The 17139-nt window shown below is 52.7% G+C and carries 14 protein-coding genes; 9 read left to right on the top strand and 5 right to left on the bottom strand.

Annotation, left to right across the window (positions count from 1 at the left end):
- Window positions 1–25: 25 nt before the first annotated feature.
- Both B5D63_RS33240 and B5D63_RS33235 read right to left on the bottom strand, forming a co-directional pair.
- Window positions 26–781 (bottom strand): XRE family transcriptional regulator, encoded by a 756-nt coding sequence (locus B5D63_RS33240; protein ID WP_078673207.1) that lies wholly within the window; start codon window positions 779–781, stop codon window positions 26–28.
- A 220-nt stretch (window positions 782–1001) separates the two neighbouring features.
- On the bottom strand, window positions 1002–2123 hold the full coding sequence (locus tag B5D63_RS33235; protein WP_078673206.1) for a lipid II:glycine glycyltransferase FemX: 1122 nt from the start codon (window positions 2121–2123) through the stop codon (window positions 1002–1004).
- 51 nt (window positions 2124–2174) lie between these two features.
- Between B5D63_RS33235 and B5D63_RS33230 the strand changes: the two genes are divergently transcribed.
- Complete coding sequence (locus tag B5D63_RS33230) at window positions 2175–2375, top strand: hypothetical protein (protein WP_078673205.1); 201 nt, start codon at window positions 2175–2177, stop codon at window positions 2373–2375.
- Between the two features lie 198 nt (window positions 2376–2573).
- Here B5D63_RS33230 and B5D63_RS33225 read toward each other — a convergent pair whose 3' ends face one another.
- Complete coding sequence (locus B5D63_RS33225) at window positions 2574–3851, bottom strand: serine hydrolase domain-containing protein (protein WP_078673204.1); 1278 nt, start codon at window positions 3849–3851, stop codon at window positions 2574–2576.
- 107 nt (window positions 3852–3958) lie between these two features.
- Here B5D63_RS33225 and B5D63_RS33220 point away from each other — a divergent pair, with 107 nt between their 5' ends.
- From B5D63_RS33220 to B5D63_RS33185, 8 genes are all read left to right on the top strand, one after another.
- A complete protein-coding gene (locus B5D63_RS33220; RefSeq protein WP_143313301.1) occupies window positions 3959–4846 on the top strand; it encodes a LysR family transcriptional regulator in 888 nt (295 codons plus the stop codon).
- Between the two features lie 43 nt (window positions 4847–4889).
- The gene (locus B5D63_RS33215) at window positions 4890–5495 is read left to right on the top strand and encodes an RNA polymerase sigma-70 factor (RefSeq protein ID WP_078673202.1); all 606 of its coding nucleotides are present in this window, start codon (window positions 4890–4892) and stop codon (window positions 5493–5495) included.
- 85 nt (window positions 5496–5580) lie between these two features.
- Window positions 5581–6591: a FecR family protein gene (locus tag B5D63_RS33210; protein ID WP_078673201.1), complete on the top strand. Its 1011-nt coding sequence runs from the start codon at window positions 5581–5583 to the stop codon at window positions 6589–6591.
- A gap of 40 nt (window positions 6592–6631) precedes the next feature.
- Window positions 6632–10147 carry a TonB-dependent receptor gene (locus B5D63_RS33205; RefSeq protein WP_078673200.1) on the top strand — a complete coding sequence of 1172 codons (3516 nt, stop codon included), beginning with the start codon at window positions 6632–6634 and terminating at the stop codon, window positions 10145–10147.
- Window positions 10148–10166: 19 nt separating this feature from the next.
- Complete coding sequence (locus tag B5D63_RS33200; RefSeq protein WP_159456262.1) at window positions 10167–11774, top strand: RagB/SusD family nutrient uptake outer membrane protein; 1608 nt, start codon at window positions 10167–10169, stop codon at window positions 11772–11774.
- A 27-nt stretch (window positions 11775–11801) separates the two neighbouring features.
- Window positions 11802–12935 carry a SusE domain-containing protein gene (locus tag B5D63_RS33195; RefSeq protein WP_078673198.1) on the top strand — a complete coding sequence of 378 codons (1134 nt, stop codon included), beginning with the start codon at window positions 11802–11804 and terminating at the stop codon, window positions 12933–12935.
- 7 nt (window positions 12936–12942) lie between these two features.
- Complete coding sequence (locus B5D63_RS33190; RefSeq protein ID WP_078673197.1) at window positions 12943–14088, top strand: glycoside hydrolase family 76 protein; 1146 nt, start codon at window positions 12943–12945, stop codon at window positions 14086–14088.
- Window positions 14089–14093: 5 nt separating this feature from the next.
- Entirely contained in the window at window positions 14094–15161 is a 1068-nt protein-coding gene (locus B5D63_RS33185; protein ID WP_078673236.1) for a glycoside hydrolase family 76 protein, read from the top strand.
- A 75-nt stretch (window positions 15162–15236) separates the two neighbouring features.
- Here B5D63_RS33185 and B5D63_RS33180 read toward each other — a convergent pair whose 3' ends face one another.
- Both B5D63_RS33180 and B5D63_RS33175 read right to left on the bottom strand, forming a co-directional pair.
- Window positions 15237–16289 carry an AOC03_06830 family ribosome hibernation factor gene (locus B5D63_RS33180; protein WP_143313299.1) on the bottom strand — a complete coding sequence of 351 codons (1053 nt, stop codon included), beginning with the start codon at window positions 16287–16289 and terminating at the stop codon, window positions 15237–15239.
- Window positions 16290–16394: 105 nt separating this feature from the next.
- The gene (locus B5D63_RS33175) at window positions 16395–17021 is read right to left on the bottom strand and encodes a TetR/AcrR family transcriptional regulator (protein ID WP_078673195.1); all 627 of its coding nucleotides are present in this window, start codon (window positions 17019–17021) and stop codon (window positions 16395–16397) included.
- Between the last annotated feature and the right edge of the window lie 118 nt (window positions 17022–17139).

Here is a 17139-nt window from a genome sequence, read left to right as displayed (position 1 = left end):
CTTGTCCCCGGGAAGCATTGTATTATTATTGCATGGCGGTTATTTCCGGCAATTGTTTGCTCAGGTAACCGATGAAAGTCCATATTTCCAGTACTTCACTCACCGGCACTTCAAAGGCATCGTATTCTTCGTTGAGAGAACGCAGCAGCAGCGTGCCTGTTTGTTTGATACGGCTGCTGACGAGTTTGAAGATAATGTCTTCCTCCCCGCCTTTCAGTACCAGTACACACGCCGTGTTGTCTTTCAGGTAAGACCAGTCCTCCAGGTATTGCGCAATGATATGGCTGCCGTCGGGGATGGGGTGCATGGAATCGCCTGAGATGGGGAACATGCGGATGGTTTTACCACGGGGCAGTTCCGGCAGGGTGAACTTCGGCAGGCCGGCAATGAACTCCGGATCAGCAAAACCACTGCGGTAGCCTGCTTTAGCCCTTGCAGGCACGTATTCCATGTTCTCTTCATTGTCCTGGTCCACCGTAATAGGCAGAATGCGTATATGCTTGCCCGTTAAGTCCATCGTATTGCCCGCGTCCAGCGCCAGCAGTTGTTCTTCCGTGGCTTGCTGCAGGTCGTTTTTGATAAACGTATCAAGGTCCACCCGGAAAAAATCGGAGATCAGTACCAGGTCTTCCAGCCGAGGATTCCTTGTTTTGCCGCTTTCCTGCGCTGTAATTTTATTTCTGTTGATACCCAGCAGATCTGCCAGATGCTGCTGTGAAAGCTTCTTCCGCGTGCGTAATATCTTCAGGTTCCCTGCCCAGAAAGTTGGCTTTTTCATCATTTTCCGGTTATATTTAAAATAAATTATATTTATAATGAATGGTCACAAATGTAATCAATTACGGATGACGAATGACGAATTAGAAAGTTCTTTTTTAGACAATTCATTAGTCAGCGCTTTTAGAAGGGTCATTAGTGAACACCTGTTGGAAAAGTGTTTTTAGAAAGATTATCAGCAAACCACGCTATCAGAAACCTCTGTATTTGTAATTCGTTATTGATCACCGGTGGTATCCCTTACTATACAGCTCTGTTGCGGTATAGGCGGCGTAAGGGGCTTCCAGCAGGGGATAGTCCCAGCAGCCCATCCGGTGGAACAGGGTTCCGCCGAAGCCGTTTTTGAACTTATACAGCCCGTACAACGGATGTTGCGGATCAGGCGCAGGGGATACGCCGAAGAAGTCATACTCCGTACAACCTTTACGTTTAGCCCGCCGCATGGCTTCCCATTGCAGCATATACGTGCCCATAAAGTTGCGGTGCGTATTGGAAGACGCCCCGTAGAGGTATGTGCCGCGGTGGCCTGCTACCACAAGGAACATGGCGGCCAGCGGAATGCCGTCTGCCTCTGCCAGCAACATCTCTACGTCAGCGGGAGAGGTGCTGTTATTGGCACGGGCGGTCAAAATGGTCCTGAAATAGCTGATGTCTTCCTGCACAATGCCATTGCGTGCGCACGTTTGTGCGTACAGGTTATACCACGTGTCAATATTCTCCAGCCCGGCGGCCTTTACCTGCACACCTTTGCGGCCCGCCAGCTGAATATTGTAACGGGTCTTGGCCTTCATCCGGTCCAGCAGCAGCTGATCGTCCTGCCGAAGGTCCATAAAAATGGTGTTGGAAGGCAGTATGTCGGTGTTGGACTTCTTCAGGTTATGGCTACGGGTGCTGTAATTAAAACGCAGCTCCTGCATTTGTTTGGCCGGTGGCCCCAGCCAGCTGCCGTTTTCATCAAAGTACTGGTCTTCGCCCGACCAGTGCGATTGCCACGCCAGGTCATACCGGATCATGATACATTTCTCCGGCAGCAATGGCCGCAGGCTCTCCGACAGCGCTTCCAGGAAAACGCCCTGGCAGTCGGTGTCCGGCTCTATCTCCGGCCCATAAGGCACGTAGGCGATATAATGCTCATCGCTGATCTGCCGCAGGATCACCAGCACGTCACTGACGGTATAACCCTGGTCTGCCGCGCCGGCAAACAAATCCTGTCGCCGCACCTTAAAATCAAACGCGCTGGTTTCCCAGCCCTGCCGGCTCTTTACCTCCGACCAGTAGGCGGTCTGCTGCAAAATAGCCGTCTTGTTTACCTGCCTGATCTCTTTTTTGCAAATGTCGATATACATAATGCTTCACGGTTGAGTGAAAAAAAGAAGCCGCCTCAATTCCCGCCGGAAATGAAACATATAAAAAATAATAAAATAAATATGGAGTCCCCGATGCGCGGCTGTAAAAGCTTAACAGCCCGGGGTTGGTATATGGAAGTCCTTGAAATTGGAAATGAAGTACAGCTTTTTACAAAAGCAACAAAAGGAGATAGTGGTCGCTATATCCGCTACAGGAACGGAAAGCGCACGATGTTGCCTGGTGTGATATGATAAAAACTGTAACATGACGGGTGCAAAGATACGAAAACTTCCCGGGTCCGGGACTGTCGCGCAGTCCTGGGCATGATTACCGCCACACAAAATGACGGTGCCACGATGCATAAAATCCCAGGGCTTACGCCCCGGGAAAAAATATATTGGTTACAAAGGGACAGGCTTACATTTAAAACCCGTGCGCTGTTTCAGGAGCTACTTTGCCCGGTTTTCCAACGCCTGGTACACCGCCACTTTAAACTCATCGCCGATACTCCAGTAGGGAGATAGATACTCCTGCGTAAATATCAGCCCGATCAGCCCTTCTTTTGGATCTGCCCAGTAGTGGGAATTGAAAGCGCCACCCCAGCTGAAGGTGCCGATATTATAAGGCATAAGGTGGTCGTTTTCTTTTGTCTCCAGGGAGAAGCCAAATCCAAAGCTGAAGGGTTCGGGCTGCGCCGGCAGGGGAGACGGACGTACGCCGGTTTCAAGCTGATTGGTAAGCATCAGCGCCACCGTAGCAGGACTGACAATGGTCTTGTTATAATACTTTCCCTTTTGCAGAAGAAGCGTCAGGAATTTGGCGTAATCCCCTGTGGTGGATACCAGTCCCGCGCCGCCGGAGAGATACGTGCCCTGACGAAGGGGGAACAGCGGGTCTACACCTTCGTAGATAGGATGGTTGACAGGCTGCATTTTACCGTTGACGTCCTCATAAAGGGTGACCAGCTTTTGTTGTTTGCCCGCCGGCAGATGAAAATAAGTGTCCTGCATGTCCAGCGGCGCGAATATGCGCTGTTGCAGGAACACGTCCAGCCGCTGACCGCTCCATATTTCGATGAGATAACCCAGTAGGTCGGTGTTGAGGCCGTAGGTGAATGCCTGGCCAGGATCGTGCATCAGCGGCTGCTGTGCCAGCAGTGCCATTTTTGTTTTCAGGTCAGACGCCATCGTGCCGATGCCGCTGCCGACCCCCGCTTTGGCGTAGATGGCCTGCATCTGTGGATCGCTGAACACGGCAGCATAGGCGATACCGGAGGTATGACGGAGCAGGTCGCGTACCGTGATCTCCCGGCTGGCAGGGCGCGTGGTGTAGCTGCTGTCCTTCGGATCAAAGGATACTTTCACCCGCGGATGCTTAAACGCCGGAATGAACTTCGATACCGGATCATCCAGCTGGAACTTACCTTCTTCCCAGAGTATCATTACGCCCAGACTGGTAATGGCTTTTGTCTGCGAAGCAATGCGGAAGATATGGTCGGTTTGCATGGGCTTGCGGGCCGCCACATCGGCGTAGCCGAAAGCTTTGTTATAAACAACCTGCCCGTGGCGGATAACCAGGGCGGTGGCGCCGGGAATATGCCCTGCGGCTATATGGCGATTGATCACATCGTCGATACGGGAAGTCCGCTGTACGTCCAATCCGGACTGGGCATAGGAAGTAAGGGCCACTACCAGTGCGGTAATGACAGTAGTCATATACTTTTTCATGATGTAGTTTGTATTTTTTGTTTGACAGCACAAAAATGCGCCACTTTTTGGTATAAAGGAAATAGGATAACTTATACCGAACCATAAAATAATTTATATATTTGCTGATGGTCAATTTTGAATGGTTCAGAACTTTTAAAGCTATCTACCAGACAGGTACGCTGACAGGCGCGGCGCATGAGCTGCTCATTTCCCAGCCCAATGTAAGCCAGCACCTGGCCTCGCTGGAGGCTTATATCTGTCATCCGCTGTTTGAGAGACAGCCGCGCCGCATGGTACCTACCGACTACGGCAAACTGTTATATACGCAGATCATCGATGCGGTGGAGAAACTGGAGAACGTGGAAACGGACTTCCGGAACACCTGCGCCCGTGAGGTGCCGCTTACCTGTATCGGGGCGCCGAAAGAATTTTTTCAGACGGTGATCGCCCCGCGTATCAGCCAGTCGGCCGCCAACTTCATCTTTGAGTTCGGAGACACGAAACTGATGCTGGAAAAGGTTGTCCGGGGAGACATGTATTTTACGCTGACGACCGCCTGTGGCCAGGAAAAAAACATCCAGTATGAGCCGGTACTGGAAGAAAAGCAGGTGTTGGTCAGCAATGCCGGGCTGGACGATACCATCTTCCGTAAAGCTATCCGGAAAAAAGACAGCGCAGCAGCAGAAGCGTGGCTGAGTGAACAAACATGGTATGCCTACAGCAGCGATATTCCCGCTACCCGCCGCTTCTGGCTGGAGAATTTCAACAGACGCCCGCAGATAAAGCCCCGCTTTGTAATACCGGACTATGACGGCATACTGAAAGCGCTGGCTGCCGGTAGTGGTGTGACCGTCGTGGCAGACTACCTGGTAAAAGACCTGCTGCGTAAAAAAGAACTGAAACAACTCTGGACAGACGCCCAGGCTCCCTGCCAGACCATTTACCTGGCTTACGACAAAACGAGGGTCACCACCTCACAGGTGAAACAGGTAAAGGCCTTGTTGCATTTATAGATCCTATTGGTTATTATTGTCCTGTAAATATAACCGCTTCCGTATGTCCAGCGTTGGTGAATGGCAAACGAGCATTTCCCGTTATGACGATGAGCAGGCTTTCGCCTGTTTGTTCCGGCATTTTTATGACCGGCTGCTGCACTTCTGCGAGCAATATGTACATGCGCGGGAAGTGGCGGAAGAAATTGTGTCGGATGTATTTGTGAAGCTATGGCATCGCCGCCATGAGCTGGAAAAAGTAGCCAACCTGCAGGTATATCTTTTTGTGGCCGTCAAAAACCATTCGCTGAATTACCTCGAACAGTATTCCAAACTGCGCATCGTCTCCATTGAAGATACGGGCATGGCCGATCTCCGCCACAGTACGGACCCGGAACAGGACCTCGAATGGAAGGAGCTGCGTTTTAAGATGGACCAGATCGTGGCCGCCCTGCCGGAGCAATGCCGGCGCATCTTTAAACTGATCAAAGAGGATGGACTTAAATATAAGGAGGTGGCCGAAATACTGAACATATCCCCACGTACCGTGGAAACACAGCTCTTCCGGGCTATGCGCCGGCTGCAGGAAGGCCTGTCGAAGCTCCATAAAGGCAACAACATGCTGCCGCCGCTCCTCGTCCTCTTTTATATATCCGCCCAGCTCCTCTGAAAGCGCTTCCAAAAAAAATTTTTTCGCCTGTAAGTAATTGTGACCGGTTTACCTGTCCTTGTATTGTACTGGATTCCATTTTATCATGCCAAACGATGCATTTATACAGCTGATCACGCGTAAACTGGCCGGGGTGGCCACTCCCGATGAGATAAGGGAACTGGATGCCCTGCTGGAGCAATACCCGGAGCTAAAGACCCGCTACCATCAGTTGTCCCGCTACTTTGCGGAGGCTCCTCACCGGGAGGCCAGCAACGCGGAACTGGTGCTGCAACGCACGTTGTCTAAAATAAAGGCGGCCCCCTTATCTCCCGAAAAAGAAAAAAGAAAAACCTTCCGCTGGCAATGGGCGGCGGCAGCGGCGGTGGTATCCGGGCTGGCCGCCGGTGTATTCCTGTTGTTCCGGCCGCACCCCGCTACCTCGCCGCTGGCAGGCAACTCCCTGCAATGGCGGCAGCAGGCCAATCCCAAAGGCATCAAATCCTTCCTGACACTGGCCGACGGTACCCGCATCTGGCTGAACGCGGAAAGTGAACTCAAATACCCGCGGCAGTTCGGCGACAGCCGCGAAGTATACCTGGAAGGAGAGGCGTTCCTCGAAGTGGCGGACGACGTAAAACGTCCGTTCATCGTGCACCTGCGGGAGGGCACCGTTAAAGTACTGGGCACCGCGTTTAATATCCGGGCTTATCACAACGAACCGGTGCAGACTGCCGTCGTAAGCGGGAAAGTAGCATTTATCCCCAGGTACAACGATGCCAAACAAACACGGGATACCATCCTGATCACGCCCGATGTGAAAGTGTCTTACACCTCCCGTACCGGCACCCTTGTCAAAGACACCACCACCAGCCTGGACGACAAAGCCTGGACGGAAGGACGCCTCGTGTTCCGTAACAACACGCTGGAAGAGATCTGCGCCAGCCTTGAGCGCAATTTCGGCAAACATGTGGTGTTTGAAGCCGATGCACCACGGCAATACCGGATGACAGGCGCTTTCAGGAACAATTCCCTGCAGGACATCATGTACTACCTGAGCCGTTCCAAACCATTCCATTATACCATCACCGACAGTACGCTGGTGATATCCGAATAAATGCCATTCATTCACCGATTTACTAATTGACCACTACGTTATGAGAAAAGAACTGATCAAAGCGCTTTACGCGCGCACGGTCCGGCCTCCCTTCTTTTCACTGGTGCTGTGCGTTGTGCTGCTGAGCGTATTGGACCTGGATGCCCAGGTCGCCTATGCCTCCGCCACCCGCCGCCAGCTGACAGGAGCAGAGGGACAGGCGTCCGCCCGTGTTCCTGACTATGCCGTCAGCCTCCAGGTGGAAGACCTGCCGCTGGCTGCCGTACTGGAGAAAATAGAACAACAAACGGCCCTTGTCTTCGTATATGCCAACGAAGACATCAAAGCTTCCCGCAAAATCACGCTCAACGTAAAAAACAACAAACTGGACGACGTGTTGCAGATGCTGTTGCTGCCGTTGAACATCCGGTATGAATTCATCAACAACAAAATCATTCTGAAAGATGCCACCGCAGTGGACCTTAGCCGGCAACAACAGGAGCTGGTCATCGCCGGGCGGGTGGTCAACAACAAAGGCGAAGGCATCGCCAATGTCAACGTACGGCTGCAGGGCCAGAGCATCGGCACGGTAACGGATACACGCGGCAACTGGACGCTGAAGGTGCCACCGGCTCAGGCCAACGGTACCCTGGTATTTTCATCGGTGGGATATGTGCCGTCCGAAATCAATATCAACGGCCGCACCAGCATCGTGGCTATGCTCACCGCCGACGCCAAAGACCTCAGTGAGATCGTTGTCACCGCCTATGGCCAGCAGAAAAAGACGCAGGTGACGGCCGCCATCAGCACTATTTCCAACAAGGACATCACCAGTCGCCCCACTACCAATATGTTCCAGGCTTTACAGGGACTGGCGCCCAACCTGATCATCCAGCAAAACGTAGCAGAACCGGGAGCGGCCATCAATCTTAATATCCGCGGGGTGGGCAGTCTTACCGGCAACGCGCCCCTGGTGATCGTAGACGGCGTGCAGGGCGGCACTACCGCCTTGCAAAACCTCAACCCTTACGATGTGGAGAATATCTCCGTGCTCAAAGACGCTGCATCAGCGGCTATCTACGGCTCCCAGGCGGCCAACGGCGTCATCTACATCACCACCAAAAGAGGAAAAAAAGACGAACGCCCCACGGTACAATACAACGGCCTGTATGGCTGGCAAACGCCCACCACGCTGCCCCGGCAGGTGGAGGCATGGGAATACATGACGCTTAAAAATGAAGCGCTGGTGAACTCGGGTAAAACACCGCAGTTCGCCCCCTCGGAAATAGCGTTCTGGCATGACCGTGGTTCGCAGCCTGCCATGCTGCGGGAGATGGTCCGCCGTTATACACCGCAGCAAAATCATAGCCTCAGCGTTACCGGCGGCGGTAAAACCAGCAGCTACCTGCTGTCACTGGGTTACCTCGATCAGGGCAATATGCTGCAGAACCGCTGGCTCCCTTCCGGCCAGGACTTTTACTACAAACGATATAACGCACGCCTTAACGTATCTGTCGATATCGGTAAATACGTGAAAGTGTCCGGTAACGTGGCCTACACCCGCTCCAATATCCGCACGCAGGCTTTTGATATGGGCCTGCTCATGCGCGACGCCATGCGTGTGCCCCGTATTTACCCCGTGAAAGACTCGCTGGGCAACTGGGTGGTGCCTGCGCTTACCAGCAACAGCGTGTTTGCCCAGCTCGGAGAAGGCGGTTACAAACAGAATATCATTGACAACCTGATGGGCGGACTGGATGTAGTGATCACACCCGTACCGCACCTGAAAATAAACCTCAACGCGTCGGGTAATTATAATATCAACGCCGAAACACGCCGCATCAATAAGTACAGCTATGCGCCGTATTATACTACCGCTACCGCGCCGCAGTTCAATGAACTGCACAAATCGGAATACAAAGACCTCTATACTAACGTGTATGCTACTACGGAATATGAAAATACTTTCGGGCAGCACTATGTCAAAGGACAGGTAGGCCTGCGCAGCGACGCGGTGGATGAACATTACGGTTTCCGTATGGACCGCTTCGGCACCACCAACCTGGACGGCGACTGGTCTATCGGCGGGGGCTACAAACCCAATCCTGACGGTACTTTCAACTATGGTAACATCAACGACTACAACGATTTCTCCAATCCCAACCTGTATGCATTGAACTCCCTTTTCGGCAGGCTGAACTACGCTTTCAAAGACCGTTACCTGGCGGAGTTCACCTGGCGTTATGACGGTTCTTCCAAGCTGGCGCCTGGTCACCGCTGGCAGTTCTTTCCCGCCTTTTCGCTGGGATGGCGCGTTACTGACGAAGCCTTTATGGAATACGTGAAGGAACATATCGGTAATGTGAAGCTGCGTTATTCGTGGGGGCGTGTGGGCAACTCCAACATCGGCGGGTTCAACTATCTCGCCAGGGTGCGCCTCACCGACGGAGACGGCGATTTCAGAAGAGGCAACTATTCCTTTAATAATACACCGGCCACCGGCGCTACTTTTTCTACCTACAACGATCTGTTGCAATGGGAAATTTCCACGATGAGCAACTACGGTATCGACGCCGATTTTTTCAACGGGAAGCTGACCGCTTCTTTCGATTATTTTGATAAGATGACCACCGGCATCTACCTGTTCCAGACCGTGCCCGGTACCGCCGGTATCGACGCCCCGCTGGAAAACGTGGGTAAAGTGGACAACAAAGGATGGGAACTGGCACTCACCTATCGCCTGAATACCGGCGCATTCCGCCATGCCTTTGGTTTTAATATTGCCGACAACCTGAACAAGGTGATCCGGTTCGGGCAGGAATCCATCCGTGGTTCTGATGTGCAGTTCATTATTAAAGAAGGGTTCCCCATCGCTTCCTATTACGGCTACAGGTCCGATGGTTTGTATCAGAACCTCGATGACATCAAAAACGCGCCGAAAGTCCCCTTCGCTTATAATCAGCAGGTGATGCCCGGCGACGTGAAATACATTGACCGCAATGGTGACGGCGTGATCGACGAAAACGACCGCTACGTGTTCGGGAATCCTTTCCCGCGCTACACCTTCGGCTTCAATTACAATGTGAGCTGGAAGAACTTCGATTTCTCCATGTTCTGGCAGGGCGTCGGTAAACGGTCGCAGTTCCTGCGCGGCGATATTGTGGAAGCGTTCCATAACAACGAAGACCACGCTATGCTGCAGCACCTGGACCGCTGGACGCCGCTTAATCCCGGCGCCAGTTACCCGAGGCTGACCATCGGGGCCGCCAACGCCAATAACTTCGCCTATTCCGACTATTGGTTGTTTGACACCAAATACCTGCGACTGAAGAACGTACAGCTGGGTTATAATCTCCCCACTGCCTGGACCAACCGGGCAAAAGTACAACAGGTACGCCTGTACGTAAGTGCGCAGAACCTGATCACGATTATGCCGGTACGTTTCCGCGAACTGGGCGTAGATCCCGAGTTTACGCAGTTTGACGACCATATGTCCATGTCTAACTACAACCCGGTGGCAGGCCGTAACTATCCCAACGCGCGGACTTTTGCGGTGGGACTGGATGTTAAGTTTTGATGCTTAAATGTGTTATTGTATGAAAAAATTAACCATCATGATATTACTCGCCGGTGTGGTTGTCAGCTGTCGCAAGCTGGACCAGCCTATTACCAGCGAGTTTACAGAGACTGCCTACTGGCGTAATGCACAGGACGCGCTGGATGCGCTCACCGCCTGTTATGAGCACCTGGCCAAAGACGATTATTTTTTCGGGGATGAAGCGCTGAGCGACAACGCCTATGTGAGCGGCGACGGTATGCTGGCGGTGACGAGGATCGCCAATGGCAGCTACGACGCTTCTAATGCCCGTGACCGTGATACGTGGGGCTACTATTTTACTACTGTGCGCCGTTGCAATATTGTGGTGGAAAACATAGACCGGGTGCCGGCCATGGACGCCGCGCTGAAAAAACGGATCGTGGCCGAGGCCCGCTTTATCCGTGCTTACGCTTATTTCCAGCTCACCGCCTGGTACGGCGATGTGCCTTTCACCACCAAAGTACTGTCTATCGATGAGTCGAGGACTATCTCCCGTACGGATAAAAACACCATCCAGCAGTTTGTGTTGCAGGAGCTGACAGCGATACAGCCCGATCTGCCGCTGAATACGCAGATAGCGGAGAAAGACAGGGGCAGGGTGTCCCGTGGTGCGGCCATTGCGCTGAGTGCCCGGGTACATTTGTTCCGCAGCGAATGGGCCGCCGTGGTGACCGACTGTGAAAAGCTCATCGGCAAAACAGACAACGGCGCTTATCAGCTGTTCGCCGGCTACAGCAGCCAGTTCACCGTTGCCAATGAATACAATCCCGAAGTGATACTGGACCTGCAATACGGCGGGGGGCGTACGTACGACAAACAACGGCAGTTCCTGCCGCAGACGGTGGCCGCGCTGAGAAGTGTGCTGGTGCCTACGCAGGACCTGGTAGACGATTATGTGATGCTCAACGGGAAAGGTATCCGCGAGGCAGGTTCCGGTTACAATGAGAACAATCCCTATACGGGCCGTGATCCCCGCTTTGAGGCTACTATCCTGCATCATGGCTCTAAGATCGTGGATTTCAGCGGTGTGGAACAGACCATTCTTACACAGCCCGGTTCGGTGCCTGCCACCAATACAGTGGACGATCAGGGGGCTTCTCCCACAGGGTACTATTTCTATAAGTACTATGACCGTACCGCTACCGTGTACCAGTCGGGCCTCAACCTCATCCTGATCCGTTACGCCGATGTGTTGCTGATGTATGCGGAAGCGAAGATGGAGCTGGGGCAGCTAACGGCAGGGGTGTGGGACCAGACCGTCCGCGCCTTGCGCGCCCGCGCCGGTTTCACTGACGGGGCGGCGCTCACTTTCGACGGTGGCTGGTCGCAGTCGGAGCAGCGGACCATTATCCGCCGCGAGCGCCGTGCAGAACTGGCGTTCGAAGGGCAACGTATTTTCGATATTCGTCGCTGGAAGATCGCCGATCAGGTGCTGAGCCGGCCGGTGAGAGGTATTAAAGTTACCAGCGGGTCTTTCAACAAAGATCCGCAGGGGTATATTATCGTGGAAAACCGGGTGTTTGTCAATCCCAAACACTACCAGTGGCCGGTGCCCACCTTTGAGCGGGATCAGAACAAAAATCTCTCACAAAACCAGGACTGGTAAATCCATCTCACCAAAAAAAGTCATCACATGAAGTCATATATTATCTATCTCTCTTGTATCCTCGGTCTGCTGCTGACCGCCTGTAAAAAAGACGACTACCGGCTCAATACCAATATGCAGCCGGTGCCGCGGCTGACCGCGCCGGCAGATAACAAGTATGTGAAGCTGCAGCCTACTACCAGCGCCAGTGTTACGTTTGAATGGGACCAGGCCCGCGCCGAAGACGGTTCCCTTGTACAATATGAGGTGGCCTTTGATACACCCAACGGTGATTTCTCTGCTCCTGTAGCGCGGTATACTTCTGACGGCGGCGGCGTGCAAAACAGGCTCACGTTGTCCCACAAAGACCTGAACAGCATTGCCGGTAAGGCAGGCATTCCCTCGTTGGGCGTAGGTAAACTGAAGTGGACCGTGCTGGCTGCCAAGGGGTATAACATCCGGCAAGCGGCGGAGACGAAGCTGCTGGAAGTGGAGCGGCCGGCGGGCTTTGCAGAAGTGCCGGCGGATATGTTCCTTACCGGGGAAGCAACAGAAGCCGGTGCGGACCTGAGCAAGGCGATGAAGATGAAAGCGACTGCTCCTGGTGTGTTTGAGATCTATACGTCCCTGAAAAACGGGAAGTATCATTTTGCCGCACGTAACAGTGGTACGCCTGCCACCTACTCCTGGAGCGGCAGTGCGCTGAAAGAGGGCGGCGAAACGGAGCAGACGGCCGGGACCAGGGTATACCGTCTGCGCCTGGATTTCAACAACGCGGCGATTACCGTGACCCAGATCAACAGCATCGGGCTGTGGTTTGCGCCGCTGAACAAGTTTCTGTTTGAGCTGAGCTATCAGGGCAATAGTACCTGGGCGGCGCTGGGCCAGCAAATCGTGTTCAAGCAGGAGTCCTGGGGCCGTGATGAGCGCTATAAATTCCGTATGGCCGTGACCGGTAGTGATGGCACCGCAGCAGACGAATGGATGGGCAGCAGCAATGCCGACAACAACCGGCCCACTGGTTCTTCGCCATTGTCTTATTGGGAATTGAAGCCCATCGCTAACAACGACCAGTGGAATTACTGTTACAAGTTCGCTACAGAAGCAGATAACAAGAACTGTGATGTGAAAGTGTATTTCGCACCGGATAAAAATTACACCCACGAAGTGATCGTTAAATAAGATAACTATGAAGTGTATACGATATTGTTTAGTTTTAGTGACGCTGTTGAGCAGCGCCGCCTGCCTGAAAGAGCCGGTAGATGACGGGCCGGGGCCTAATCCCGGCAAAGCGCGGTATGTTTTTGACTGGAGTAAGATAGCTGATTCGTCGCAGGTCTCGCTGGTCAGCAACTTCTGGAACCAGGCGGGATATTTTAATCAGAACAGTGCCGGGAATGCCACGTTTCACTATTGGCCCAGCGCGCACGCGCTGGATGTGCTGACAGACGGTTACGTGCGCACCAACGACGCCGCGCTGAAAACCAGGATGGGCGCGTTGCTGGAGGGGGTGAAAACGAAGAACGGCAACAGCTACATCAATTTTTTTTACGATGATATGGAGTGGATGACGCTGGCCTGTCTGCGTGCTTTTGAAGCCACGGGCGATACTCGTTATAAAGAGGCGGCCCAGCTTATCTGGAACGATATCAAGGGCGGCTGGGATGATGTATGGGGTGGCGGTTTCCACTGGAACAAAGACAAAAGCAGGAACTACAAGAATACGCCGGCAAATGCGCCGGCCTGTATCATCGCCTGCAGGATGTACGGCGTGACCCGTAATCCTGATGATCTCGCCTGGGCGCGGAAAATCTACCAGTGGCAGAAGGCCACGCTGGTAGATCCGGCGTCGGGCATGGTGTGGGACGGTATCAACCAGGACGGTAGTGGTACGGTCAACAAGACCTGGTTGTTTACCTACAACCAGGGGGTGTTCATCGGCGCAGGGGTGGAATTGTATAAGCTCACCGGAGAGCAGTCCTATCTCAATGATGCGTTGCGTACTGCCGGCAATGCGCTGGGTTCTTTCACGCAAAACAACATCCTCAAAGACGAGGGAGGTGGTGACGGCGGGTTGTTTAAAGGAGTGCTGGTACGTTACCTGATGCTGCTGATCACCGATGGCAGCATCAACAGCAGTGATGCCGCGCGGTTTGCCGGTTTCCTGCAACAGAATGCAGAAACGTTGTGGCTGAAGGGCACCTTCCGGCCGCAGCTATTGTTTAACAGCAACTGGCAGACCACGAATGCTGCCAGTGACCTGACCACACAGCTGAGCGGGGCCATGCTGATGGAGGCTGCCGCCAGGCTGAAAGCGATGGGACTTATAAAATAATGCTTATGTACCGTTCAGTATGGCTAACGGTGGCGTATATACTGTTTGCGTCCACCTCGTTTGCCCAGCGCAACGAGCAGCGCGCCGGCCTGTTACAGGCGGCGGTTGACAAACATTTGTATGAACCGCGCACCGGCCTTTACATCCAGACCAGCGACCCCGCCAAAAACCATAATCCGCATGCCGACTTGTGGGGACTCTGTGCGCTGGTGCAGGCCGCCAATGAGATGGAGCGGCTGCATCCCGGGAAAGGTTATCTGAAGCCGGTGGTGCGGGCTATTGACCAATATTACGACCCGATACCGCCTGCGCCGGGATACGCGTCTTACGTAGTAAAGGAAAGACGGGAAGACCGTTATTATGACGATAACCAGTGGATTGGGATTGCTTATCTTGATGCCTTCACTCGCACTAAGCAGCAGCTGTTCCTGGAGAAAGGAGCGGAGATCTATCGTTTTATGATGACCGGTTACGATACCGTGAGCGGGGGAGGGCTGTACTGGAAAGAAGGAGATAAGACCACTAAGAACACCTGTTCCAATGGTCCGGGTATCCTGCTGGCGCTGCAGCTGTATGAAGCCACGCACCGGAAAAGTTACCTCGATACGGCTTTGTTGCTGTACCACTGGACCAACAAACATCTGCGGAATGCCCATGGCGTGTTCTGGGATGCGATCAAGCCGCAGGAAAACAACCGGATCGATTCCGCGACGTATACCTATAACAGCGGTACCATGCTGGAAGCCAATGTGAAGCTGTACCGTATTACGCGGCAGCCACAGTACCTGAAGGAGGCGCAGCAGATCGCGGCCGGTACGCTGCAACGTTTTTATAAGGACGGCCGTTTTCATTCGTCGTACTGGTTTAATGCTGTGCTGTTGCGCGGGTACCTGGCGTTGTACCGGGAGGACAAGGACCGGCGGTATGTAGACGCTATGCAGCGCTACGCAGATAAGGTATGGGAAGATGACCGGGATGCCGGCGCTGATATGCTAGGGAAGCGTCCGGAGAAGGAATTGCTGGGGCAGGCTGGTATGATGGAGATCTATGCCCGGCTGGCGGCGCTTAAATAGTTAAATGACCAGAAAAAATGAGCCGCGCTGGTAAACACCAGTGCGGCTTTCCCTGTTGTTGTCGTTGTCGTATGATTAAAATCTTGTAACCAATGCAATACCCTGATACTCGTTCAGGGCGTTTTCATCGAGAAATACCACGTTTCCTCCTTTGTTGATCACCGCGTCGATGACGGGCAATGTAATGTCCGAGGAGCCGTTGCCGTCGCCCACGCTGATGGTGCCGTTATCGATATGGCCGGTGGGAAGGAAGGTTTGTTCGATGTAAAGTGTGTCCGCCTGCCCGTTTTCCGCGGCGGTATAAATATCATTCAGGTCTACCAGTAGCCGTTGAGCAGACTGTGCAGTGTTGATAGCCTGCATGGCGGTTTCCTGTTTACCGGCGATGTATTTCAGGATCAGCGGGAAGGTTACTGTGGCAATTTCCGCATCGGAAGTGTCGTCAAAGCTGCCATGATGGGTAGCCACTACCAGTCCCTTGATGTCCATTACCTCCTGGTAATAGGTGAGATTTTTCTCTTCCCCCAGCAAAATCACTGGCAGGGGGTTCTCCGCGTAGTACTTTTTAAATCGTTTGTCCGCTGTATTAAAGAATTCTCTCAGGAGGTTGTCCACGATCAGGTCTTGTTGCTGACGCATGGGATCGGTTGTATAGTAGCTATTGGTGTATGGAAAGTCGGCGTTTTGTACCTCGTGTTCTATTTTATCGTTGAATGCTTCCAGCAGCCTTATTTTCTGGCGTGAAACGGAGAGAATGTAATAGTGCTCGCTTTGCTGGACGGCTTTCAGCAGGGGGCGGATTTCGAAACGGTCGCCGATCACGTACCGGTCGGTAGTGGTGATGGGCAGGCGTTTTACCTGAACAAAGTCACTGCAGGCAAAGAGCGCCAGCGTATCAAGGTTGTAGGCGTGATTGATGTCGTTTTCAGCTTCCTTTATTTTATCGATTACGGGCCACACGGTCCGTTTATCGTACTGTTCGTATAGTTCTTTCTCCACCTGGGTGATAAGGTTTTTCAGGTGGATGCTGTCCTGTTTGTTGTCCGGGAAGGTGCGGTGGGTAGACAGCAGGATGGTGACAGCCGGCGCGCCGGTGTACTGGCTTAGTTTAATCAGTGCTTGTTCCATAGTATCCTTGGTTTTTCTGGTGTTAAACAATCCGCAACCGGTAATGTTTATCGCGTTTTACCATACAAAAATGCGTGGAAATGCGCACCTGAAAAATGACAAGGGTCAGTTGGCGGACTGATGTTCGTCAGCCTGTCTGCGTCCTTTGGCGGTGAGGTAGGGGTAGAACTGGTTGAACAGGACCTGGCTGTAGTACTGGACGGCTTTTTTGCCTTTGAGGTGCATTTTGATTTCATTGTGCGACAGGGCGAAGTCTGCCATGATGTATTGTTGGATGATGAGGTTTTTCCAGATGTGGGAGGGAATGTCATTCCGGAAGATGTCTTCTTTGATAAGCGTGTTGAAGAGGAGGAGGAACTGCTCCTCGCGGGCTTTGTCCCAGCTGTTGTAAATGGTTTTGATTTCCGGTACGCGGCGGGTCACCTCTACGAAATGGAGGAAGATAAAGCGGTATTGCCATATGAGTTCAATCAGCGCTGTTATCCATTGCCGGAAATGGTCCAGGGTGATGTGTTGGATGGTCTCCCGTTGCATAAAAACACGGGAGAAGCCATCGTTAAGCTCGTTGAAGAGTACCAGGATGATGTCATTGGTGTTTTTATAGTGATACTGGAGATTGCCGTGGCTGATGTCCAGGTCTTTGGCGATATGCCGTATTGTGATGACATCGATGCCCTGATCATTGAACAATTTGAGGGCGGCGTTCCGTATTTTCTCTTTTGTGTCTACCATTAGTACAAATGTACTATTTTTTCTCCTGGCACATATTTTATGTATTCATTTTGATATAATATTACATAATTCCTTAATTTTAAGTTTTTCATTATTTTTCAGGGCGGGAAATGATCCC

Source organism: Chitinophaga eiseniae, assembly GCF_900167135.1.
In the GTDB taxonomy this organism is placed as follows: Bacteria; Bacteroidota; Bacteroidia; order Chitinophagales; family Chitinophagaceae; genus Chitinophaga; species Chitinophaga eiseniae.
The sequence above is the reverse complement of the archived record's forward strand: the minus strand, read 5'-3'. Positions and strand labels throughout refer to the sequence as shown.